Raw genomic sequence first — 22,775 nt, 5'->3', positions numbered from 1 at the left:
ATGGAAAACCGCTGCGCACTTTTCCTGGAATTGCCTTAGGTAGCCGCCGATGCCCCGCAATCACGCCCGGCAAATGGTCGAGCCATAGAGGAAACAGTCATGAACGAGACCAAGCCATTGAAGGTCGGCATTCTCGTCGCGCGCGGACATGCGTTCGAAAACTGGGAGCTGATGATCCTGGACCGAATTCTGGCCGCCCCGGGTCTGGAGCTTGCAGCCGTGCTGACCCATCCTCATCCGTTCGGCGACGGCAAGGCATCGAAGCTGTTGTCCTGGAGTGCGCGACTGGAGACTCAGGCTCTTGCACGTCAACCCACTTATTTGCCAAAACATTTCAATAGCCGGCGTCATTTTATCGACTGCTACGAATCCGATGGAGACAAGGCAGGCACTCCCGACAACATCACGGCGGCATCGCTGCGCCGTCTGAAGCTGGACCTCGTCATCCGCATGGTTCCAATGAGCATGGCCGACGACGCGATCGCGGCTCTCCCGTTCGGAGAATGGGCCTTCAATCTCTCCGACCGGCGATCGGCGGATGTGGATTGGTACGGCTATGCCGAGGTCCTTGCCCGTGCGCCGACTGCCGATCTGGTCCTCTATGCCAAGTGCGGTGGCAAAGCTGGCAGATTCGAGATTGCGCGGGCGTCATTCAACATCAAGCCCAGTGCAGCGCGATTGAGTGCTTTCGTGCGGGAGCGAAGCGTTACCCTTCTGCTGCGGGAACTGACGCGGCTCGCCGACACCAGGCGGTTCAACCCATCCGCCTTCTCCAGCTCGACCGTCGATCAGGCACCATCGCTGGGCGACCTCTTTCGCTACGGCTGCATCGTCGCGGGATCGGTCTCGGTCAAAGCATTCAAATCGATCAGGGCGAGGCTCCGCGCCGAGTCGGCCATATGGACGCTTTATACGGGACACGGTCACATCGATGATTTCGATCCAAGCAAGGCGGTCGAAATCCCACCTTCCGATAACAGCATCAAGGCCGATCCATTCCTGTTTCAGGAGGATGACAAATGCTATTTGTTCTATGAGGCCTATTCCCACGGCGACCGCAAGGCGCATATCGCGGTCGGCCGTTTCGACGGCGATGCGCTCACACAGGTCGGGGTAGCGCTGGAGCGCCCCTACCATCTCTCCTATCCATTCATATTCCGCGATGGCGATCAGATCTTCATGATACCGGAAACGCATCAGGCACGGCGGCTGGAGGTCTGGCGCTGCCGCGAGTTTCCGCTGAAATGGGAGCTGCATGCCACGGCTTTCGAGGGTCAATCGCCGGCCGATAGCGTCTTGATCCGCCATGGCGGCAAATGGTGGCTATTCACCAACCTGTCGGATTTCCATACCTATGAAGACCATTGCAGCGAGCTCTATCTGTTCGAGGTCGACGGCCCAGCGCTCACAGGCATAAGACCCCACAAGCGAAATCCGGTCGTCATAGGCAGCACCGAGGCACGAGGCGCGGGGCGCATCTTCGAACGTGGCGGCAGGCTCTTGCGGCCCTCGCAGCACAATGCATACGGCATTTATGGCTATGCTCTCAACATCATGGAGATCGAGAAACTCACGCTCGACGACTATTGCGAACGCCGCATCCGCACCGTTACCCCGGCTTTCAAGGCCGGGCTCCATGGTTGCCATCACTTCGATGCCGCCGACGGGCGCTACATTCTCGATGCGCGGCTGACCATCTGACTGATATTTCCATTGCGATAGCGCAGGCATACCTGGTGCCCGCCGGTCGAGGCGACAACGGCGCCAGCGAAGTTGGCCGGTGTCGCAAGCTCCAGAATGGCCCAGTTTTGCGGTGCATCCTCATCCCCCTCCAGCCGTTCCAATCGCGATTGTTTCGTTCTGTCGAAGGCGACATCGAAACTATCGAGCGGCAGCGACAAGCCGGCACCATGGGCTTTGATGAACGCTTCCTTGCGCGTCCAGCAGCGATAGAAACCATCCAGGTAGCCATCAGCCGGCAGAGATCGAAGCGTCTGATACTCCTTGCGGGAGAAGAACCATTTCGCAATGTCTTCCTTCAGGAACCGAATTTCCTCGATATCGATGCCGAGTTCATAACGATCGGAAACAGCAAGCACGGCCAGGTTGGCGCTGTGGCTGAGATTGAAATGGATGGGACGAGCGCCGCCGATCGCGACGTAAGGCTTGCCGTTGTCACCATAGTCGAAGCCTATCGACCGCGGCGGAATGCCGAGATAGCGCCCGAGGATCACCCGCATCCCGGTCCTAGCGGCGACGAAACGATGCCTGTCGCGATCATGGACGAAGCGAATGGTCCGAACGCATTCGTCGAGCGACAGCAAAGTGATGTACATGCCGAGATCAGGCAACGGCATGTCCAGCTTCCAGTGCCAGACATCGATTGTGTCAGGCCCGATATTCTCCATGTCAGATCGTTGCGTATAGGAGATTGGCGTTCTTCGATTTGGCCTGCCGCGACATCCGCCTCGCCATATAGGCGACCAACGCAACGGGATAGTTTTCTCCAAGGCTGATGCGGCAGCTGCGCTTCAGGATATCGAGTGTCTGCGCGCAAAGTTCCGGCGTGTATTCGATCTTCCGATCGGTCCAGTGGAAGGGGTTCATCGCCGGATGGCCGGTGCGTTGCTGCAAAACAGGTTGCCAGTTGGTATAGACATGGCGGCTGGAATCGAAGAGCCGATAGACACCGCGCTTATTTTCCTCGGCAAATCGCTTGGCCTCGTCCGACGTCTCGAAGATGACGTGGAGGCCTGCCGCATTGCCTATGTCGTTGTGAGGCCCCACCATGATCTGCGCACTCTTGGCGAAGATTTCGCTCATCACATCGTAGCGCTCTCGCATGCGGGCAATCATCGGATCAAGCTTTTTCAGCTGCACGTTCAACATGGCGCCTTGAATCTGGCTCGCCTTGAAATTCACCCCCAGCATGGGCGGCTCGTTGGCATTGTCGAGATGGCCGCGAAACATGGAGCCGATGTCGTGATACATCCGGGCGCGCGCAAAGAGCCGCGCGTCGTTGGTGACAACGGCCCCACCCTCCCCGCAATTGATGTTCTTGAACTGATTGAAGCTGAACGCTCCGAAATCACCGATCGTACCGACCCGCTTGGTCTTGTAATGCAATCCGACAGCCTGGCAGGCATCCTCGATGACTACGAGATTGTTCTCGCGGGCAATGCGCATGATGCTGTCCATATCGCACACCATGTTCGACATGTGGACGGGGATGATTGCCCTCGTCTGCGGCGTGATCTTACGCAGGATGTCCTGCGGATCCATGGTGAGCGTGTGATCGATATCGACCAGGACCGGCACCGCGCCGGCGGCCAGTGGAGCGGCAGCGGTTGCAATCCAGGTATAGGCCGGCACGAGCACTTCATCTCCGGGACCGACACCGGCGGCAACCAGCGCCGAGATCAGGGCGCCGGTTCCGCTGCTCGTCGCCAACGTATGGCGCACACCGAACTTGGTGGAAAAATCGGACTCGAAGCGCCCGAGCGGGCCGCCGGTCTCGTCGCTGTAGCGTGCCAATTTGCCCGAGGCAAATACCGGCGCGAGCGCCAACCACTCCCGTAATCCCACCTTGGCCATGATTTTTGCTCCCAGGAAACTCGGCATTTGCTGGAGAGCCTAGCCTGTGATTGACGCATTTTCAGCATGGACTTCCGACTGAAAAAGCCGCCGGAACCGATCAGATCACCTATCCGAAATCGGTAGATATCGCGCGTACCTATGCCAATCGAACAATTATCCGCACGCTCGCGATGCTGGTAAAAAATGGGAAAACGAGCGGGAAAACGATCATGATAACCAGTGACTTGAGATCTATGCCGGAAGGGATTGAAATACATGCCGATATTGCGATTATCGGTGGCGGACCTGCCGGAATAGCGATCGCCCGCGAGTTTGCCGATACCCGCATTCGTGTCCTCGTCATCGAGAGCGGCGGCCAGGATTACGAGGCGGAAATCCAGGCACTGAATTCCGTCGAGAACATTGGCGAGCCATTCGTTTCGGCGAATGCCGTGCCCGAAGGGCGGGGCTATACCGGCAAGCTGGCGTGGCTGAACGATGTTCCCGCATTCGAGCTTCGAAATCGCCTGCTTGGCGGCAGCAGCCACACCTGGATCGGCAAATGCGCCGCCTTCGATGACATCGATTTCCTGAACCGGCCCTGGCTGCCGCTCTCCGGCTGGCCGATCGATCGCGAGCAACTGCTGCCCGCTCTCGATCGCGCCGGCAAACTGCTCAACCTCGGGCCGAACCTCTACGATGAACGCCTTTTTGCTTTGCTCCATTCACGCCCGGACGATCTCGGTCTGGACAAGCGGCTCCTCAAGCCTTTCTTCTGGCAATTCAGCCACATGCGCCATCCGCGTGCCGAGCCGACACGCTTTGCCCGCCTTGCTGGCGATATCACGTCCGCGAACATAAGTTTTCTGACGCATGCCACGGTGACCGAGATCAATGTCGACAGCGAAGGCCGCAGGGTGACCTCCCTCAATCTCCGGAGCGCCATCGGACGCAGCGCAACGGTCCGTGCAAACACGATCGTTCTTTGCGGCGGGGGCGTCGAGAATGCACGCCTGCTGCTCGCATCCAATTCCCGGCTGCCGGCGGGCATAGGCAACAGGCATGATGTTGTCGGCCGCTATCTCTGTGATCACCCCCGCACATCGCTCTGCCGCTTCGCAGGACGCGACATCGACGCGATCGCGCGGCATTTCAATTTCTATGGCCTCAGTCATGGCGGGCGCACGCATTTCTATCTCAGGGGCCTGTCTTTAAGCCCCGAAATTCAGGCACACGAAGGCCTTACCAACTGCGCCGCCTATCCGGTACAGCTTCATGCTCGGGATGATCCCTGGGCGGCGCTGAGGCGCTTGACGAAGGGCGCAGGTAAGACCGTCATGGGAGACCTTGCGACGGTCGCGAGATCGGCTGATATGATCACCTCCGGACTCTACGAACGCCTCGTGCGCAAGCGCGGCCTGCCGCATCGCTCGACGGAATTGCGCTTCGACGTCATGGTCGAGCAACAGCTCAATCCCGAAAGCCGTATCATGCTCGCGCAGCAGCGCGATCGCTTCGGTCAGCCATTGCCGCGGGTCAACTGGAAAATCGGTCACCGCGAAATAGCCAGCGTCAAACGACTTGCAGGATTGATCTCGAACGAATTCGTTCGCGTTGGGTTACCAAAGCCAGTGCTGCCGGATTGGATTGCGGCAAGGGAGAACACCCTGCCCGTCTTCATGGATATGGCTCACCCTTCCTGCACCACCCGCATGGGAACCGATCCGCGAACGAGCGTCGTCAATACCGACGCCATGGTTCACGGCATCGACGGCTTGTTCATTGCCGGCAGCTCCGTATTTCCGACGCCGGGCCACGCCAATCCGACGCTGATGCTGCTCGCCCTGTCTATCCGACTTGCCGATCACCTCAAGCAACGACACGTGTCCAAGCAATTGCACAGACCGCATCATCAAAGCGAAGCGGACCTATCGCTCCATCACGGCTAAGACCTTCCGCTCGAATCGCGAAAATGCTCAGTCCTTTTTTCGTAATTCCCGACGAAAAATTGCCACGCACTTTTCCTGGAATTATCCTAGCCCAGCCGAAAATAGAAGCCGGCGCTCTCGCTGCGACCGAGTTCCGGGTGCGTGTCTATGGCGTGCGACAGGGAGGGGATGGACCAGCGGTCGACCTGCTTGTAGCCGAGCCTTGCGATATCGTCGATGAAGTCCGCCTCGTTACGCATATGATAGGGGACATAGGACCTGCCGATGCGCTCAAGCGTGACGACGGTGCTGCCCTTGCGGAGCGCAACCTTGTTGAGGATCAGGTGCTGCGGCCGGGAGGGCATTTGCGATAGCAGTCCGGATAGCGGCATATCGAGATATTGCATCAGCCCCGATCCAAGCAATAATGGCATCTCGCCGGTGTCTGCGATCCGATCGACAAAGGACAGGCTTGTCAGGCCTTCCTTCTCGGCAAGGCTCCGCCCGGCGCGGACGATGGCCGGCAGATCATGGACGACCCAGCGAAAAGCGCCGTCGAACGGCAGCAGAGGACGGAAGGCACGATATTTCGTGCCCATGTGACCACCCGCATCGACGAGGCCATCGATCTCGTGCAGCAAATTGCGGATCCAGAACAGCACCGGATAGTCCCAGGGCGCCACCTCGCACATTTTGGCGAAGGCGACGGTTGCGATCTCATCATGATCGTAACCGGCCATCGTCTGCCTGCGGGCGGCAGCCATGGCAGCCTGATAGGTGTCATAGGCGCCCGTAAACCGCCGTGGAAAGGGCAAGAGATAGTTGAGCCGCCCTCTGGCCAGACGCAGTGGCGAAAGCCCTTGAGCGGCCGTCTGTGCAGCGCTCTTCAAGGCCGAGCGCGCATGCGCCGACCATGACAAATTGGATTGCAACGAAGCCGTCATCCCGCATCCCCTATCTCTACCTATCCTTTGGTTGTGGATTATCGCCTGCCCGATAGAATCGAAACCGCACCTCCGCTCATCTTCTCCAGAGCAAGTAGCGTGCAGACATAGATTGCCCCACCCGAGATCACCTGCAGCAATACGGTAAGCACGCGCTGCATGCTGAGCGATCCGGCGAAATAGCCGAGCCCGTAAACCGCTGACGCCATCAACGCGACGGCAACGGCAAGATAACCGCTCTTGCGCAGCACACGCCCCCACCGAAGGCCGCCATAATTCTTTTGCAGATGCATCGATGTCAAAAAGGAGATCAGCGACGCCAAGCACTGTCCCCAGGCGGCAGCGACCACGCCGAAAGGCGCAAGAAGCAGGATCAGGGAGACGGAGACCACGGCATTCAACAGCAGGGTGGGAGGCATGCGCCTGATATTGTCCGACAGGGATAGCAGGGCTTCGGTGACGTAGCCCGGCATCAACAGGATCTGTTTCAGCGACAGGATCGCGACCAGAATCGCCGCTGGCGCCCATTTTTCGCCGAGTACGATGTCGATCAATTCGGACGATATCAACGAAAGGCCGAGATAGATCGGCGTGGAGATTGCCATGAGAACCGTCATGAAGATCGTTGCAGAAGGTCCGGCGTCGCGAACCTGTCTTCCGTCCACCCCGATCACGATCGCTGCGCGGCGAAACAAGGTCCAGGCCAGCATTCGCGCGGGTTCGCCGATGAGTTCGGAAAATGCCGCGACGATGCGTTCCGCGACCCGATAATAGCCTGCCTCCGCAAGGCCCAGAAAGCTGCCGATCGCAAGCGTTCCGGAATAGGATCGCAGAAAGAGGATCAGCCGATTCGACAGGATATGGCTCGAAAACTCGAGAACCTCGCGCGCGAAAGGCCAGGTGAGATGCAGCTTGGGACGCCAGGCAAGCACGGCTGCCGAGCCGGCAAGACAAACGAGCTGCGAAATGAGCCGGCCGGCCGCGAGCGAAAACACATTCCAGCCGAGCCACAGCCCCAGCATTGTAACGCAGAGCCCGGCAATTTCGCTTGCTATCCGGATGGCGGCCTGCTTGCGCAACAAGCCACGTGCGACCAGCAGCCCATCGTAAACCGCGTAAAGAGACGATGGCAGAAACCAGCAGCTGAAAAGAACGAGGAGAAGCGCTTCATGCGGCCTGCCGAAAAGGAGCCAGGCAATGGCGGCAGCAAGCAGGCCGACGATGGTCACGAGCACGCCGGCGACGATCGAAAGCGTGCCGATCTGGTCGAGCTCGAGATCCGTACACTCGGCCTTCATGACGAACTCACCCCATCCGCCCTCTGAGATCACGACGAGCATGACGACAATGGCGGAACTGAACGCATAGAGACCGAATTCGGCCGATTCCAGCACGCGGGCAGCGACGAGAAATATGAGAAGCTGGACGAGCTGAGATACGACTTTCGAAACGAGCGTCGAGGCTCCGTCGCCGATGATCGCGGGCATGCGGGCGCGCAGCCAGTAACGCAGGCTCGTCCAGACGGCACGCTTGGGGCGAAGCGGAAAGTTATCCATCAGCGCACCGTCGCGGCAAGTAAATTCGAGCAAAGGCGGCCTTCGCATCGCCCGGTTGCGAAATCCCATTGAAATGTAACATAATAATCCACAATTGTTTCCAGCTTTGCACCAGATAAAGTCTATAGTGTTCCCATTCAGGACATGATTCCGTGCAATGAAGCGCTGCCTGCAAGCGGGGTGCGCCGGAATTATTCGATTTTGTATCAGAGAAATTATTACCCTGAACGTCAGGGTCCGATCGAAATTCTCGGTAATAGAAGAGGGGCTTGCCGGCAATCGTCATGAAACACCACGCAGAGCCGCTTATGAAAGACGAAAACCATGATCGCATCGCCTCGGGACAGCCAGGTGGATTGCGCCAGAAACTTTTGCTTCGTTGGATTCTGGTGATCTTCTGCCTTCTCGTCTGGATTGCCGTAGCCGCTTTTTTCATTTGGTGAGACGTTCTTTCTCGTTGCGTGCGAGCAGCACGACGCCGACCGTTTTTACGAGAATTGCAAAATCGGTGCGCAAGGAACGGCTGTGGAAGTAATCCAGATCGAACTGGATACGCTCCTCGTAAGTGGTGTCGGCATGACGGTTGACCTGCCAGAGGCCCGTGATCCCCGGCCGCAGCCCCAGATAACAATAGAGATTGGCTCCATAGCGATCGAGCTCCGTGGCAACGACAGGTCGAGGTCCGACCATGCTCATGTCACCCCGCTGAACGTTCACCAATTGTGGTAGTTCGTCGGCGCTGCTCATGCGCAGGTATTTCCCGAGCCAGTGCACGCGAGGGTCGTTCGTCAGCTTCTGTGTCGATAGCCACTCCTGCTTTCGCGTCTCGTCGCGGGCCAGCAGCTCCGCCAGCTGCCGATCGGCATCCTTGCGCATCGTCCGGAATTTCAGACAGTCGAACGGGCGTCCATCGCGGCCGACGCGCGTGTGGCGATAGATGACGGGCCGGCCGTCGACCAGAAGCAATGCAATCGCGATGACAAGCAGCGCCGGCGCCAGAAACAACAGCCCGAGCCCAGAAAGAACAAGGTCGACAATACGCTTGGCGCGTCCCCGCCGTTCCGCCCGTTTCGCCTCGCGGCGAGATCGCTCGCGATGGGCAATGCTGTCAAAAGTCGATAACATCTTCCGGACCCCTCACCACTATCATGCTTCCTTCAAAGGCTGCCAGCTGCCCCAATCCTTGACAATTGACCCTGCGGACATTGGGTTAGTCCCATTGGCGTAGGACGCCGGGCACAAAGCTACCCACAAGCCTCAGCTTGCTTCGTCGATCAGTCGATGGGCGGCTGAAAAGTCGTCGTTCAAGGTCGATCGCAAATCCATCCTGGCGGCGTTTGCACGGTCGAGAACACGATCGTACAGGTTAAGCAATGCGTCGCACCATGAAACCGGTGTGTGCGCCAGCTCGCCTGACCGGCGGAGGCAATTCACGCTCATCAGTCGAAGCAGTATGTCATCGCTGGCAAGCCGGCGCATTCCGCTTGCAAGCGTTTCCACCTTGCCCCCCTGAAAGGTCAGCCCGCATCCGAGCGTCGCAAGTTCGTCGCCGAGAAGCGCAGTATCCGGTAAGATCACCGGGATGCCGCTCGTCACGGCCTCGAGCGCCGCCAGTCCGAAAGGCTCCGGCACCCGGGAGGAAACGACGAGCGCGCGCGCGTCGCAAAGGATGTTCCGCATCTCACTCTTGGACTTCCAGCCATGAATGACGACTTCCGGAAAGTCCCGCTCCAGGCGAAGGCGGCCGGCACCATCGCCTATGATCTGCAGCTTTCCACCGGCAAGCCGCGCCGCGATCGCAGCATCTTCAAATCCCTTTTCCGGCTCCAGCCGACCAACAAAGAAGAAGTCGCGCTTCTTCCAGGGCTCGGCAGGATGATCAAGGAAAGGCTCGACCGGATTGCGAATTGTTTCGATGTTGCCCATATCCATCTGCCCGCGGGCGAAATATTCGCGCATACGTTGATGCACGACGATGATATTGGCGGCAAATTTCTGGATGGGATAATAATGCTCCCTCATCATATGGCGGGCCGATCTCCAGATCTTCTCATGATAGCCGCGCTTGTCGCAGTTTGTCGCCAGACAGCCGAGCGACATCGGCGTCAGAGGGCAAACCTGGCTTCTGCGGTAATTGGCAAATCCTCCATTTGGACAGGAGAGGAAATAGTCATGAGCGTGCAGGACGACTCGATCCCGAACCGGCCATAGGGCACGGAAAATCGACGGCGATAGGATCTTCGACCAGCCGTGGACATGATAGATGGTGCCCCTGGTATCGACGCGCGATATGAGAGCACTCAGGCCGTCATAGGCCTGACGGCTGTAAAGGCCGCTGGCAAGTGCGCTCAGACGCGGCTGCTGCATTAGCGGCTTTGCTGCTAGGTTGACGGTATCGGCCGCCGGCCGTTCGGAGCCGGCGCTATCGCCGGCGAAGTAGGTCACGGCGACCCCGGCTTCCTGCAGCAAAGTGGCTGAGAGTATCGCCAGATTCGACGCTCCTCCTATCTTGGCGGAGCGGTCGTTGATGACGACAATACGATCGAGGCCGGATGAGCGCACCACGGGACTATTCCAGCGCTTCGATGTTCTGCGGCGCCAGCCTGCCCTTGAGCAGATCACGAAGCGCGATGACATTGCCCTTGAGGCGGCCCTTGCGGTCGACCCAGGGCTCAGGCCGCCAGACCTTGACGAGGTTGGCTGCAAGATTGCGGCCGACCTGCAAGGTTGCCTGCGGCACGCTCATCGTGCGCTTGCGCATGAGATACAGCGGGTTGGCTATTTGCGAATAGCCGAGACGCACACCGCCCGATCGACCACCTTTCGTGCCGAGATGAACGCCTTCGAGCTGCTTGACGCTGACGACCTGGCCATAATGGGCCACGAGCCTGCTGAAATCGACATCCTCGAGCCAACCATAGAAGGGCAGGTTCTCGTCGAAACGCAGGGCCGCCGCTTTGACGATGGCCATGCGGATCGCCATGTTGCAGCCATAGGCATTGTAAACAGATCGGATTTGCATCGAGGGCTCGGAGCGGCGCCTGCGGCTCGCACCGACCAATCGTAAGCCATCACGAACGGATATGCCCGGCCCGGTAATGCCATCGGCCAAGACGGTGCCGGTGCACAGGGCAACATCCGGCTGCAGCTGAAACAGCCGTTCCGTTTCCTCGATATAGGCAGGCGTCATCAGAAAATCATCATCGAGGAAAAGGACGATATCCGCGTCCTGAACGCTGTCGAGGATGCGATTGCGCTGACGGCAGAGCCCGCGCTCGCTGATAAGCACCCGCACCGGAATGTCGAGATTTCTGAGGCAACTCGGATCGATGTCTTCCGGCGAGGAAAGGCAGACGACGATCTCGTCCGGCTTCCGGGTTTGGCTGGCAACATGGGGGAGGATGGACGACAGGATATCGCGGCGGCCGGAACTTGCGATACCAAGCGTAATCTTCAAGGGGCGACCCGTTACGCTGCCGGTCAGCCGCCTTGCGGATGCACGCACGTGGCGACGATCCTGCCTGCGGCGCCAAAGGCGATTATTCTGGTGGTGGCGCCTCTCATGGCTGCGATTGGCGATGATGCCGAGGATATTGATCGTTGTCGTGCCGAAGCTTGCCAGCGCGTCCGACAGTCTCTCCACCGTCATCTTGTTCGTCTGCCCGACGACGACGACAATGCCCTCGAGATAGGTGCAGATGACGCGGGTGTCGGCAGAATCCTCGAAGGCAGACATATCGACGATGACGACCTTGTATCGCCGGCGCAACAAGTCGATCTCGGCCTTCAGCGCGGGCAGGTGCCCATAGCGCTGAAAAGCGGTCACGGATTTTTCGGTCTCGTCGACGGTGACGACCGGGACACCGCCATGGGCCTGCATGACCTCCGCCTCGGGCTCATGCTCGGCCTTCGCGACAAGTAGGCCGCCTTCATGGGCGACAGCATAGCGGCGCGGCACATCGGTGATGCTCAATGCCTCCATGCCGAAATCCGTGCCGGCTTCGGTCACCACGCAGCTCAGTCTCGCATTGAGAAAATCGGCGTCGACGAGCACAACGGATGCACCTTCATGCTGGTAGAGCTGTGCAAGATTGGTTGCAATCGTGGTCTTGCCTTCGCCAGTACCGACCGAGGTGATGCCGATCACCATGGGTGCGTTCGGCGGAAAAGCGGAATCGATCGAGTGCTTGACGCCACGCAAGGCTTCGGAAAATTGCGAATAGGGCGTATCGAGCACGGATCTCAACGGCAGCATCGTTCGTCGCCAGCCGGCGTTGGCGGCGGCCATGCTTCCCGGCAGGAAGGACGGGCTCATGTAGACGGGCACGTGGCCGAGAGAACTGATTCCCAATTCCCGCCGCAGCTTTTCACTGGAGCTGACGCGGCGATCCAGGCCATCCCGTAAAAGTGCTGCCATGACACCGGCTGCAAGGCCGAGCATGGCCGTGAACGGCAGGACGAAGGAAGACTTCGGCCAGGTCTTTGCCAGCGGCACGGCGGCGGCCGTCACAACACGAACATTGCCAAGCGGAAACGATTCCTTTTGCAGTGCACCAATCAGCTGCTGCAGGATGCTTTCATACATCCGCCGGTATGTGGTGGCGCGGCTTTCCATCTCCGACAGCTCGACCCTTGCCAGATTCTTGTCCGTTCCGGCGTCTTTGAGCGACGCCAATTCGTCGCTGAGCAGCTTTTCGCGGGTTTGGGCGACTTCGAGATTTACCTTGTAGACTGCCTGGATACGTTCGAATTCCTTGCGCATATCCCCCTTTATTCGAGCGATTTCCTGTTGCGCGGCAATGATGGCTGGATTATCGGCATCATATCTGCCGGTAAGATTGTTCAATTTGATTGTCGCAGCTCCGAGATCCTCCTGCAATTTCTGTATGCGCGGATTGTTCATCGTCTCGTCGACGTCGCCTTCGACCTTACCCCCTGACATCAGTTGGTTGAGCGTCGCAAGCTTGGCCGATTCTGCCGCCGTTTGTGCCTTGGCTGCAACCGCCTGACTGCTGATCTCCGATAGTTGCTGCTGATCGAGGGAGGACGACGTGCTGATCTCCATGATGCCGTTTTTGGCACGGAACTCCTCGACATTCATCGCTGCCTCGCGAGCCTGCCGTCCGACTTCGATCAAACGTGTCTCCAGCCATCTGGCACCACTTTGCGCTGCGGAAGCCCTTTCCGACAGGCCGGTGCTGATATAGGCCTCTGCGATCGCATTCGCCGCCAGAGCCGCCTTTTGCGGGTCGACGGAACTATATCCGATCTCAAGGATGTAGGACTGGCCAACGCGCGTAACCTCGACCCTGGAGAGGAAGGAGGCCATGGTGCGGCGCATGAGGTCATCTTCTGTGGTTTCCGCTTTCGCGCTGCCATCATCGCCATGCTTGAAAAAACTGAAGATTGCACGCAGCTTGTCATGCAGCGTAGCCTGCCAGGACATGCCGCCTACAATCTCCGGATCTTCTGTGAGATTGAGTTTCTGCACGACCGCGCGCGCAATCGCCTCGGATTTGACGATCTCGACCTGGCTCGCAATTTCCGCCGCCTCGATGATGACCGTTCCGGTGAAGGCATCCTGCGAGACGATGCGCCCCTGGTCGGGATCCATGACGAGCCGCGTGGTCGCCAAATAGACCGGCTGGGTCGTCGCCATATAGAAGCCGCCGATGCCGAGACCTGCCCCCGTAAACAGTGCGAAGATCATCCAGTGGCGCTGCAGGAAACGCCACACGTCACGAAAGGAGATATATTCGCTGCCCCCTGTACCTTTGGCGCTCGAAGGAATGCTGCGCAAGCCCTTACGGATCTCGTGAATTGCCATGATTATCGCCCCACATTGCTCACTTATCACTATTGAGACTGGCCGGTATCGGCAGACGAAAGCGCTGTGCCGTCCAGGCTTCCGGAAATGTTGTAGCGCACATCCAGAACATCCCCCGGCTGCAGCGCAGTCGCTTCCGATGCCTTGATCGCATTGGCCTCGTCGCCGTTGCGGGTGATCCAGTATTCCATCGGCTGAAGATCGAGCGCCTTCATGCTCTGACTTCTCGAAAGCGAAGCACCTGAAAGCTGCAGCAGTTGCAGCGTCGTGTTTCGTTTTAATTTCGTATCCTCGATTTCGGTCTCGGTAGTCTGCAGCAGTTGGCCGGCATCGGTCTTGCGTTGACCCTTGAGATTGAGCGCGTCGCGCTCGGTCTCGCTCAGCTTCTGCTTTGCCTGCATCGAAGCAACGACAAGATCCAGCTTGCCTGCCTGCATCTCGGCGACGATCCGCTCCAGCGAGGTCTTTCGCGAGGTGGTCAGGATTTTCGTGTCGACCAGCTTGGAAATATCGCTCAACTCGTCCTGCGCGATCTTCACCTGCTCGTCCTGCGACGACATTTTCTCATCGAGGATGTTGATTTCGTTGCGCAACAGCACTTCCAGATCCGCCGCCGCGGCGAGTTGCTGACGCAAGGCATCCGCCCTGGCATTGAACAGATCGACTTCGCTCGTCATGATCTGCCAGACGGCTGATCCTTCGGGAGCGGCCTTTATCTCCGGCGGAAATGCGATCGCCGGCTGATCGTTGAGTTCGGCCGTAAGTCGAGCCCGTCGGGCGCCGAGCTGTTTCAGCTGCAGCTCCATCCGGCTGATCTCGCCGGCATAGCTGACCTGCTGCGCCTCCGAGTAGTCGCCGGTCTGACTGGACCGGCGCTCGCGCCCGCCCGCCATAGCAATCGCCTGCTTCACCGTCAGGCCAGGCCTGAATTCCAGCTCGCTCGGCTTTTCGACAGCGCCGGACACGTAGATCATCGGATATTTGACGACCTCGACCGAAGCAGTCGGTGCAAGCGCCAGACCGGTGATCTGCTTCAGCTTCTCGCCGATATCGGCGCTGATGTCTTCGACGGTCTTGTCGCCGACCTGCATTTCTCCGATCATCGGAATTGAGATCGAACCCGATTGCGATATGACATACTCGCCGTTCAGCGCCGTCCATTCCTTGTATTCGCCGGTTGCAGCGATCCATTCGACGATGGCGACCTTGATCCGCGCCTGAGGCCCGACGCGATAGACACCATTGCTCGCGGCATTCGCTATGCCGGGCATAACCGCGCCGGAAAGAAGCAACGCCAACAACCAGGGTGCCATGAGCCGAGACGGCCTGGAGATGGAATGGTAAGCTGAAGCGCACACTCTGGACATGAGCTGAAATCTCGCTTTCTTGATCGCTTGCGCCATCACGTGGAAAGACGCCATACAGCGAGATCAGCAGCTGAACGCATAACGTGTAAATCCCCTACCGAAGCAACAGGGCTTATCATTTCTGGCAGGGAGGTAGCCGAAGCTGTCGTCTCTTGGTCGGGTGGGCACATCCTTGTGTGCAGGCACACGCCGGCGGCTAAATCTTTTGGTTACTCCCTTCGGCCATTTGTATGCCGTAGTGAACCGATGTAGGCCCTGTCGCAAAAGTTGCCGGCTGCCCAATGTTGTTTCGGCCCATGGAGGGAAGAGCAATGCGGGTAGCAATCGTGCATTATTGGCTGGTGTCGATGCGGGGCGGAGAAAAAGTGGTCGAGGCTCTCTGCGACATGTATCCGGACGCCGATATCTTCACTCTCGTCTATGATGAAAGCCGTGTCTCCGAAAAGATCCGCAGACACAAGATTTTCACCTCCTTCCTCCAGCGGATTCCGGGTGCCGCCAAGACCTACCAATCGCTCTTGCCGCTGATGCCCTTCGCATTGGAGAGCTTCGACCTTACCGGCTACGATCTGATCATTTCCAGCGAATCAGGCCCGGCCAAAGGCATCATCCCGCCGCCGGGGGCAACGCATGTCTGCTATTGCCATTCTCCCATGCGCTATCTTTGGGATCACTATCATTTCTATCGATCCCATGCGGGCCTCGCATCCCGCCTCCTATTGCCCATGCTGGCGCCGATGCTACGCTCCTGGGACGTCAATACGAGCATGCGGGTCGATCGCTTCGTCGCCAACTCGCATCATGTCTGCGACCGCATCGGCAAATATTATCGACGGCCCGCGACCGTGGTCTATCCCCCCGTCAATGTCGATGATTTCATGCCGGCGCCATCGACCGAGGATTTTTATCTCTGCGCCGGCCAGCTGGTTCCCTACAAGCGGATCGATCTGGCGGTGAAGGCTTTTACCCGGATGAATCGCCAGCTGGTCGTCATCGGGGAAGGCAGCGAAGCGGAGGGGCTCAAACGCATCGCCGGTCCCTCGATCACTTTTCTCGGCCGTGCCCCGTTTCCAATATTGAAGGAAAAGCTTGCGCGCTGCCGTGCGCTTATCTTTCCCGGCGAGGAAGATTTTGGCATGGTTCCGGTGGAAGCGATGGCCAGCGGGCGGCCCGTTATCGCTTACGGAAGTGGCGGCGCGCTGGAAACGGTCGCGCCGGGAGTGACCGGCATCCTCTTCGACCAGCAGTCCGTCGATGCTCTGATCAAAGCCGTGATCGATTTCGAGGCCATGCAGCACCGCTTTCACCCGGAAACACTACAAGCACATGCTGAACAGTTCAGTCCGCGTAAATTCACTGCGAGCATGCAAGCGATCATCAATGAGGAGCTGCTGATCCGCAAGGCCGCAAGGCTTCGCAGCCACCCTGCCGTTCAAGGAGGTCGCGAAGCACAATTGCCGGTCCTTGCGATGGAACCGCAAAGCAGGACACTTCAGTAGAAGCTGCGCGCAGCGACCTCCGATCAGAAAAGAAGCACGAAGGGCGGGCATGCTCCACGAATCAACCATGGAGCAATCGAAACCGCCCTGTGGAAGCACTACAACCGTCACACGGCCTCCACTCCGAGAATACAATCTTCTAGCGCCCGGAATGCAACAGACAATGTCGCCGCCGTCGATTTAATCTGCATATCTCTTAGCAATCATTGCTAAATATGAAGATCTCGTAATATATTCACTTAAAGCGGCTGTCGCGTTCTGGTAAGTTATGACTTGCGCCCACGCGCGATGAGACTGCGGTTGTTGACGCGCAATGCTCCGATGCGAACGGACCAGCTCAAACTGGACAATGGCCGGATTTTGTGTGGCCGGCTTGGGGAGGACGAGGCCATATGCCTGAGAACCGAGTGGATCGGTCGCAGCAAATTCCATATGAGTCCGAATCCGACAGCGGTTTAGAGGCGGTGGTTTCGCTTTGGGATCTCGATCTTAAGCTGCTCGATTCCTCCAAGAGATTCAAAGAGCATATCGGTCTTGCGCCTCAGAACGAGGTGACATTGTGGGAGGCCTATCCGGCACTTGCAAAACCGGCGCTTGCCGAGCTCATTCGTCAGGTAATCGATACGGGTGAACCTCGCACGATCCCGCTCGACGATCCGAGGCGAGGAAAACGCAACGTTCTCGTCTCATGTATTCGAGTAGGCCTTCTGATTGTCGAAACCAGCGGGGCAAGACAGCATGGGAACCTGTCATCCGAAGACAGTGAAAAAGCAAGGCTCATCCATCAGGCAACACATGATGCATTGACCGGATTGCCCAATCGCCGCCAATTCAGTGCGGCGCTCGCGCAACTGCTTCCGGCGAGCGGCAAGATTGGGCCGGCGCTGATGCAGCTCGATCTTGATGACTTCAAGCCCGTCAACGACACGCTCGGCCACGGTGCCGGCGACATCGTGCTGAAACTCGCTGCCGAGAGAATCAAGGAAGCGCTCGGCCAGGGCGGAACGGTCTACCGTCTCGCTGGCGATGAATTCGCCATCATCCAGGTCGGGCCGCAGCGTGCCTTCGAGGCGGAACGGCTGGCAGACGCGCTGGTTACCGAATTCAAGAAGCCGTTCACCGTCAACGGTATCTCTCTTTTCGTCGGCGTGAGCGTCGGCATTGCAATTGCGCCACGCGACGGCAACGAGGGGGAACAGCTGATGAAGGCTGCCGATGTCGCCCTGTATGCCGCCAAGAAAGAGGGACGGCGGCGGGCACGGACGTTCGATCCGGCCATGCTGATCGTGGTCGAACAAAGGGAACTGCTGCGGCGCAGCCTGCGCGTTGCGCTGCAGCGCGACGAGTTCTTCATCGAATATCAGCCGCTGGTGGAACCTCCGTCCAATGTGGTCGGTTTCGAGGCGCTGCTGCGCTGGCGGCATCCGACCCTCGGGATCATTCCGCCGGCCGCTTTCATTCCCATGGCCGAAGCCGACGGTCTCATGCGCGAAATCGGCCAATGGATGCTGGAAGAAGCTTGCCGCGAGGCCTTAGCGTGGCCGGAGCACTATACGCTTGCAGTCAACCTTTCTCCGGCAGAGTTCCTGACGCCGGGCCTGACCGATCGCGTCTCTCAAACGCTCGATATCGTCGGATTTCCGGCAGATCGCCTGGAGCTGGAAATCACCGAAGGCGTGCTTCTGGAGCGGACGATCAACAATCTCGACACGCTGAACACGCTGAACGTGCTCGGCATCCAGATTTCCCTCGATGACTTCGGCACGGAATATTCCTCGCTCAGCTATCTCAAGAATTTTCCCTTCGATACGATCAAGATCGATCGCTACTTCATCAGAGATCTTTTACAGGACGGCAAAAGCCAAGCCATCGTGCGCTCCGTGATCGGCCTCGCCCACGGCCTTGATATGCGGGTGACCGCAGAAGGCGTCGAAACGCAGCAGCAGGCGGCCTGGCTCCGGGAAGAAGGCTGCGATCGACTGCAGGGCTACAGCATCAGCCCTCCGCTCAGCGCCGACAAGCTTGATGATTTCATAAGGCAGGGTGCACGCACTCAGCCGGCCACGACATTCGACGAATATCACGCCAGCCCGTGAGTTTCCGAAGCGCATTTCATTCGGGAATTTCTCGAGGGGTCCACTTATGTGGCCCGCATGGTCAGCCACGATCGCCACGATCCCATCCGCCATGCCAACCTGCTTTCGTCAGCCCTGAATGAACTCTTCGAGATGTCATTCCATACCAGAGAAAGCGACGGCACTCTTACCTGCCGCCTCTATCGAAATGGCTTGATCGAGCGGATCGAATTGACCTTTCCCTGCTCGGCCGAACAACGCAATTCATATGAGGCGATCGTCGAACGCATCGGAGACGGCCAGGCGCTTGCAAACTATCTCCATGTTATCACCGATGACGCCGCACGTGCCGAACATGCGATCCTTCTTGGTCTTGCCGTCAATTATGATGCCGATATCGAGCTGTCCGATCAGGATGGAGGAAGGATGACTTTCGTAGTGGATATCGCACTCGAAAGGCTACTCAATTGAACACACGCTCCTCTAGCCGTTTCACGGCGCAATTCGATGCCAATAATCAGGAATTCTCCCTGTCAGGAGTCCTCAGACCGCATTCGGTTGCCGAGCTTGCCGACGATCTCGCACTACTGCGCAACGGCATCGAGACGGTGAATGGCGTCTGCTACATCAATCTGAAGCGCGTCATCCACATGAACAATACGGCGTTCCGCGCCCTGACGCATGCGCTCCTCGATGCCACTCGGTCGAGGCCGGATCTCAAGCTGACGGTCGTCGCTTCGAGCGTCGTTGCATGGGCATCGCGACTGTTTCGCCATTTGAGCGATCTGTCGCCCAACATCATCGTCGAGATCTACGATTCCGCCTTCTATCCCGGGCAGACATTCGTGGAGAAGCAGAGCTTCATCCCGATCCTGCGGACCCAGACGAAAATGACCTGGCGGCACGAGCGCGAGATATTGCCGCGGCACGGCCTTCGCGAGGGTTTGCATATCGCCGACATCTGCTGCGGCATCGGTGATTTCGCCATGCTGCTGCGAAAGGATTTCAAGCCGGCGCGGATCGTTGCCCTCGATCACTCCGTGCCGAGCCTGGAATATGCCCGCAAGGTCGCTGATGATTTCGACGTCCAGGACATCGAATATACCTATGGCGATGCATCCCAAATGCTGTTCGAGAGCGACCAGTTCGATTTCGTGACGTGCAGGCATTCTCTGCAGATCTTCGACCGTCCGGATGTTCTGCTGCGCGAACTCTATCGCATATGCAAGCCGGGCGGCAGGGTCTACATCACCAACGAGAAGAACTCCCATTGCCTAGGCGAGCCTAGAGCGGACAGTATCCAATGGACCTATAACGAGGTCGCGAAACTATTCGCGCATTTCGACATGGATGTCGAAATGGGTCCCAAGGGCCGCCGCATGCTGCTGGATGCCGGCTTCAAGGATGTGCGGATGGAAAGCTTCATGGTCACCAATCTCGACGGCGATCCCCAGGATTTCGCCGACATCATCACGGCATGGCAGAATGTCTATGCGGATGAAATGGCTGTTAGAAGAGGGGATTCGGCCGCATTCATCGAGCGATTCAAGCAAGGTTTCGCCGATCATATTTTTGCCGCGCTCCATCCAAGAGGCTATGCCGGCTGGCCGATCTGGGCTTCTTCGGGACAGAAACCGCTATGACAGACGCGCCAATCGCCAAGCAACGGCTCGGACTGCGCTCGTTTCGCGCCAAATTTCTACTCGTCGTCGGGGGAGCCGTTCTTTTCGACCTGCTCGTCAGCGGCGGGCTTGCGCTATGGAACGTCCAGCGTCTTTCGCGCAACGCCACAACGGAAGTGGGACAAGGCCTGGAGAAGGCGAGCCAGGATTACATTCGCTCCTATGCGGATTCGACCGCCGCAGAGGTCGGTCTGCTGATCGACCAGGTCCATTCCGATGTGAAGGCGCTGGCCGGCGTCCTGCAGGGGCAGATCGACAATCCGGCCAGGAGCGTCGATGTCGGTGCTGCCATGAGCAGAGCGTCACCAGGCGCCGTAACGGTGACCTACGACCCGGCTGGCCAGTGGTCACAGAACCTGCCCGGCACGCCCTCGGTCATCAGCGTCTGGGGTTACCTGCTGGACAAGGATCACCATCCCCTGCCGCAAGTACAAGCCGACATAGAATGGAGCGCCGTGCTTGATCTGGTCGCCCCTTCATTGCTGCACAATGGCGCGTCGAAGCTGCAGATGTATTATATCGGGCCTAGGGAGCGTCCGATTTTTCGGACTGCGCCCTATACGACACAGGCCCAGACCTTCGACCGGCTCTATCCCGGACACAACAGCTCCGATTTTTGGACATTCTTCTTTCCCGGCCTATACGAATCCTGGCAGCAATGGGCCTCCAACCCGTCATCCCGCCCCGTTGCCGATTACATCACCCAGACCGCGCCCTATACCGATGCTATCACCGGCAAGTTGATCGTCAGCTTTTTTCATCCGCTCTGGACGCCGGATCGGCATCAAGTAGCCGGTGCGGCAGGTGCCGATATCACGCTCACACAACTTGCCGAAATCGTCGAACATGTGAAAGTCGCCCAGACCGGCTTCGGCTTCCTCGCCATGTCGAATGGAAATGTCGTCGCAATCAATCCCGTCGGCGAGAAGGTCATCGGCTTGCGTGCCGCCAACGATGCTGCCGCCAAGGGCGTCACCGGCGTCGATCGATCCTTGCGCAACAGCACGCAAGCGGCAATCACCAAGCTGCCGCTCGATGCCGACGGGGTAATCCAGCATATCACCCTCAGCCAACAGGGAGAGGATGTTCCCTACCTCGCGGTCGTCAAGCAATTGCACCCGACCAATCTCTGGGTGGACGGACCGGTCAAGAGCGAGGTCATGTCGCTCGGGATCGTGGTGCCCGAACGCGAGATCTACGCCTCGCTCATCGCAGCCAAGGATGAGATATCGCGGGCAACCAACCGCATCCTGCTCTATCAGATCATGGCGGTCCTTGTGTCCCTGATGATCGTCACCGCGGCGGTCTTTGCGGCCTCGAAGCGCGTCACCAGCGGCATCAGCGCGCTGGCGAGCGCCGCCAAGCGCATACAGGCGAAGGATTATTCGGTCAGGGTCGACATCTCGACCAGGGACGAGGTGGCGGAGGCCGGTATCGCATTCAACCGGATGGCGGAGGATATCAGCTTCCACACCGAAAACCTCGAAAAGCTCGTTTCGGATCGGACCCAGGAGATCGAGGCGGCAAAGGAAGAGATTTCAACCCTCAACAGCCAATTGAAGAACGAAAACCTGCGACTGGGTGCGGAGCTCAACGTCGCCAAGCAAATCCAGCTCATGGTCCTGCCGCGGGCCAAGGAGCTGACGGCGATCAAGCATCTGGAGATCGCCGCCTATATGCGCCCGGCTGACGAAGTCGGCGGCGATTACTATGATGTTCTCCAGAACGGAAACAACCTGAAGATCGGCATCGGCGACGTTACCGGCCACGGGCTGGAGAGCGGCGTGCTGATGCTGATGGTGCAATCGATCGCCCGCGCCCTGCAGGAAGCAGGCGAGATGGACCCGGCAAAATTCCTGACCGATCTCAACCGCGCAATCTTCAAGAACATCGAACGGACCCGGACGGACAAGCATCTGACCTTGTCATTCCTCGACTATGACGGCGAGAGATTGACCATATCCGGTCAGCACGAAGATATGATCATCATTCGCCAGGACGGAAAGGTGGAGCGGATAGACACAGGCGATCTCGGTCTTCCTGTTGGTCTCGAGCCTGACATAGCTCCCTTTATCGACACGCGGCAGGTATCCTTCGAGAAGGGGGACATGGTGGTCCTGCATACCGACGGCGTCACCGAGGCGGAGAATTCTAAGGGTGAACTATTCGGCTTCGACAGGCTTCTGGAGGATGCCCGCCGCCTGCATGGTGGGACTGCGGAACAAGTCGTCGAGGGCATACTCGACGATTTGATGACCTATATCGGGACCCATAAGATCCATGACGATATTACCCTTGTGGTGATGCGGCACAGGTGAGGA

Annotated in this window: 15 protein-coding genes; 7 read left to right on the top strand and 8 right to left on the bottom strand. The window is 58.5% G+C overall.

What is annotated here, in order from left to right; all coding sequences use genetic code 11:
* Positions 1 to 99: 99 nt before the first annotated feature.
* Complete coding sequence (locus PH562_RS26090) at positions 100 to 1,701, top strand: glucosamine inositolphosphorylceramide transferase family protein (protein ID WP_285176618.1); 1,602 nt, start codon at positions 100 to 102, stop codon at positions 1,699 to 1,701.
* Here PH562_RS26090 and PH562_RS26085 read toward each other — a convergent pair.
* Both PH562_RS26085 and PH562_RS26080 read right to left on the bottom strand, forming a co-directional pair.
* A complete protein-coding gene (locus PH562_RS26085; RefSeq protein WP_285176617.1) occupies positions 1,671 to 2,408 on the bottom strand; it encodes a 4'-phosphopantetheinyl transferase family protein in 738 nt (245 codons plus the stop codon). The two genes, PH562_RS26090 and PH562_RS26085, sit on opposite strands and share 31 nt — an antisense overlap.
* A gap of 1 nt (position 2,409) precedes the next feature.
* Positions 2,410 to 3,594, bottom strand: a complete 1,185-nt coding sequence (locus PH562_RS26080; protein WP_113229255.1) for a DegT/DnrJ/EryC1/StrS family aminotransferase — start codon at positions 3,592 to 3,594, stop codon at positions 2,410 to 2,412.
* 212 nt (positions 3,595 to 3,806) lie between these two features.
* On the opposite strand from PH562_RS26080, the gene PH562_RS26075 reads away from it, so the two are divergent.
* A complete protein-coding gene (locus PH562_RS26075) occupies positions 3,807 to 5,525 on the top strand; it encodes a GMC oxidoreductase (protein WP_285176616.1) in 1,719 nt (572 codons plus the stop codon).
* An 86-nt stretch (positions 5,526 to 5,611) separates the two neighbouring features.
* Here PH562_RS26075 and PH562_RS26070 read toward each other — a convergent pair whose 3' ends face one another.
* From PH562_RS26070 to PH562_RS26045, 6 genes are all read right to left on the bottom strand, one after another.
* On the bottom strand, positions 5,612 to 6,448 hold the full coding sequence (locus PH562_RS26070) for a methyltransferase, TIGR04325 family (protein ID WP_285176615.1): 837 nt from the start codon (positions 6,446 to 6,448) through the stop codon (positions 5,612 to 5,614).
* 38 nt (positions 6,449 to 6,486) lie between these two features.
* Entirely contained in the window at positions 6,487 to 8,037 is a 1,551-nt protein-coding gene (locus PH562_RS26065; protein ID WP_285176614.1) for an oligosaccharide flippase family protein, read from the bottom strand.
* A gap of 399 nt (positions 8,038 to 8,436) precedes the next feature.
* Positions 8,437 to 9,129, bottom strand: a complete 693-nt coding sequence (locus tag PH562_RS26060; RefSeq protein WP_113228980.1) for a sugar transferase — start codon at positions 9,127 to 9,129, stop codon at positions 8,437 to 8,439.
* A gap of 132 nt (positions 9,130 to 9,261) precedes the next feature.
* Positions 9,262 to 10,569, bottom strand: coding sequence for a glycosyltransferase family 4 protein (locus PH562_RS26055; RefSeq protein WP_285176613.1), 1,308 nt, complete (start codon positions 10,567 to 10,569; stop codon positions 9,262 to 9,264).
* Between the two features lie 4 nt (positions 10,570 to 10,573).
* Positions 10,574 to 13,831: a nucleotide-binding protein gene (locus tag PH562_RS26050; protein WP_285176612.1), complete on the bottom strand. Its 3,258-nt coding sequence runs from the start codon at positions 13,829 to 13,831 to the stop codon at positions 10,574 to 10,576.
* 29 nt (positions 13,832 to 13,860) lie between these two features.
* Entirely contained in the window at positions 13,861 to 15,144 is a 1,284-nt protein-coding gene (locus PH562_RS26045) for a polysaccharide biosynthesis/export family protein (protein WP_285176611.1), read from the bottom strand.
* Between the two features lie 365 nt (positions 15,145 to 15,509).
* On the opposite strand from PH562_RS26045, the gene PH562_RS26040 reads away from it, so the two are divergent.
* The 5 genes from PH562_RS26040 to PH562_RS26020 all read left to right on the top strand — a co-directional run bounded on the left by PH562_RS26040 (position 15,510) and on the right by PH562_RS26020 (position 22,772).
* Complete coding sequence (locus PH562_RS26040; protein ID WP_285176610.1) at positions 15,510 to 16,697, top strand: glycosyltransferase; 1,188 nt, start codon at positions 15,510 to 15,512, stop codon at positions 16,695 to 16,697.
* Positions 16,698 to 17,089: 392 nt separating this feature from the next.
* The gene (locus PH562_RS26035; RefSeq protein WP_285176609.1) at positions 17,090 to 18,793 is read left to right on the top strand and encodes a putative bifunctional diguanylate cyclase/phosphodiesterase; all 1,704 of its coding nucleotides are present in this window, start codon (positions 17,090 to 17,092) and stop codon (positions 18,791 to 18,793) included.
* Positions 18,794 to 18,841: 48 nt separating this feature from the next.
* Complete coding sequence (locus tag PH562_RS26030; protein WP_483315381.1) at positions 18,842 to 19,243, top strand: ubiquinone biosynthesis methyltransferase UbiE; 402 nt, start codon at positions 18,842 to 18,844, stop codon at positions 19,241 to 19,243.
* The gene (locus tag PH562_RS26025) at positions 19,240 to 20,415 is read left to right on the top strand and encodes a class I SAM-dependent methyltransferase (protein WP_113228975.1); all 1,176 of its coding nucleotides are present in this window, start codon (positions 19,240 to 19,242) and stop codon (positions 20,413 to 20,415) included. Before PH562_RS26030 ends, PH562_RS26025 begins: the two co-directional genes overlap by 4 nt.
* Positions 20,412 to 22,772, top strand: a complete 2,361-nt coding sequence (locus PH562_RS26020; RefSeq protein WP_285176608.1) for a SpoIIE family protein phosphatase — start codon at positions 20,412 to 20,414, stop codon at positions 22,770 to 22,772. The genes PH562_RS26025 and PH562_RS26020 overlap by 4 nt, the downstream gene beginning before the upstream one ends.
* Positions 22,773 to 22,775: the final 3 nt, after the last annotated feature.

Origin of the sequence: Rhizobium centroccidentale, assembly GCF_030182565.1 — a bacterium.
Lineage (GTDB): Bacteria > Pseudomonadota > Alphaproteobacteria > Rhizobiales > Rhizobiaceae > Rhizobium.
This window is presented reverse-complemented; position numbering and strand designations above follow the sequence as displayed.

Excerpts from the sequence above, each read along its gene's own strand:
- PH562_RS26050 (WP_285176612.1), bottom strand. The coding sequence starts at position 13,831 with ATGGCAATTCACGAGATCCGTAAGGGCTTGCGCAGCATTCCTTCGAGC.
- PH562_RS26085 (WP_285176617.1), bottom strand. The coding sequence starts at position 2,408 with ATGGAGAATATCGGGCCTGACACAATCGATGTCTGGCACTGGAAGCTG.
- PH562_RS26035 (WP_285176609.1), top strand. The coding sequence starts at position 17,090 with ATGCCTGAGAACCGAGTGGATCGGTCGCAGCAAATTCCATATGAGTCC.
- PH562_RS26080 (WP_113229255.1), bottom strand. The coding sequence starts at position 3,594 with ATGGCCAAGGTGGGATTACGGGAGTGGTTGGCGCTCGCGCCGGTATTT.
- PH562_RS26090 (WP_285176618.1), top strand. The coding sequence starts at position 100 with ATGAACGAGACCAAGCCATTGAAGGTCGGCATTCTCGTCGCGCGCGGA.
- PH562_RS26020 (WP_285176608.1), top strand. The coding sequence starts at position 20,412 with ATGACAGACGCGCCAATCGCCAAGCAACGGCTCGGACTGCGCTCGTTT.
- PH562_RS26075 (WP_285176616.1), top strand. The coding sequence starts at position 3,807 with ATGATAACCAGTGACTTGAGATCTATGCCGGAAGGGATTGAAATACAT.
- PH562_RS26070 (WP_285176615.1), bottom strand. The coding sequence starts at position 6,448 with ATGACGGCTTCGTTGCAATCCAATTTGTCATGGTCGGCGCATGCGCGC.
- PH562_RS26040 (WP_285176610.1), top strand. The coding sequence starts at position 15,510 with ATGCGGGTAGCAATCGTGCATTATTGGCTGGTGTCGATGCGGGGCGGA.
- PH562_RS26060 (WP_113228980.1), bottom strand. The coding sequence starts at position 9,129 with ATGTTATCGACTTTTGACAGCATTGCCCATCGCGAGCGATCTCGCCGC.
- PH562_RS26045 (WP_285176611.1), bottom strand. The coding sequence starts at position 15,144 with ATGGCACCCTGGTTGTTGGCGTTGCTTCTTTCCGGCGCGGTTATGCCC.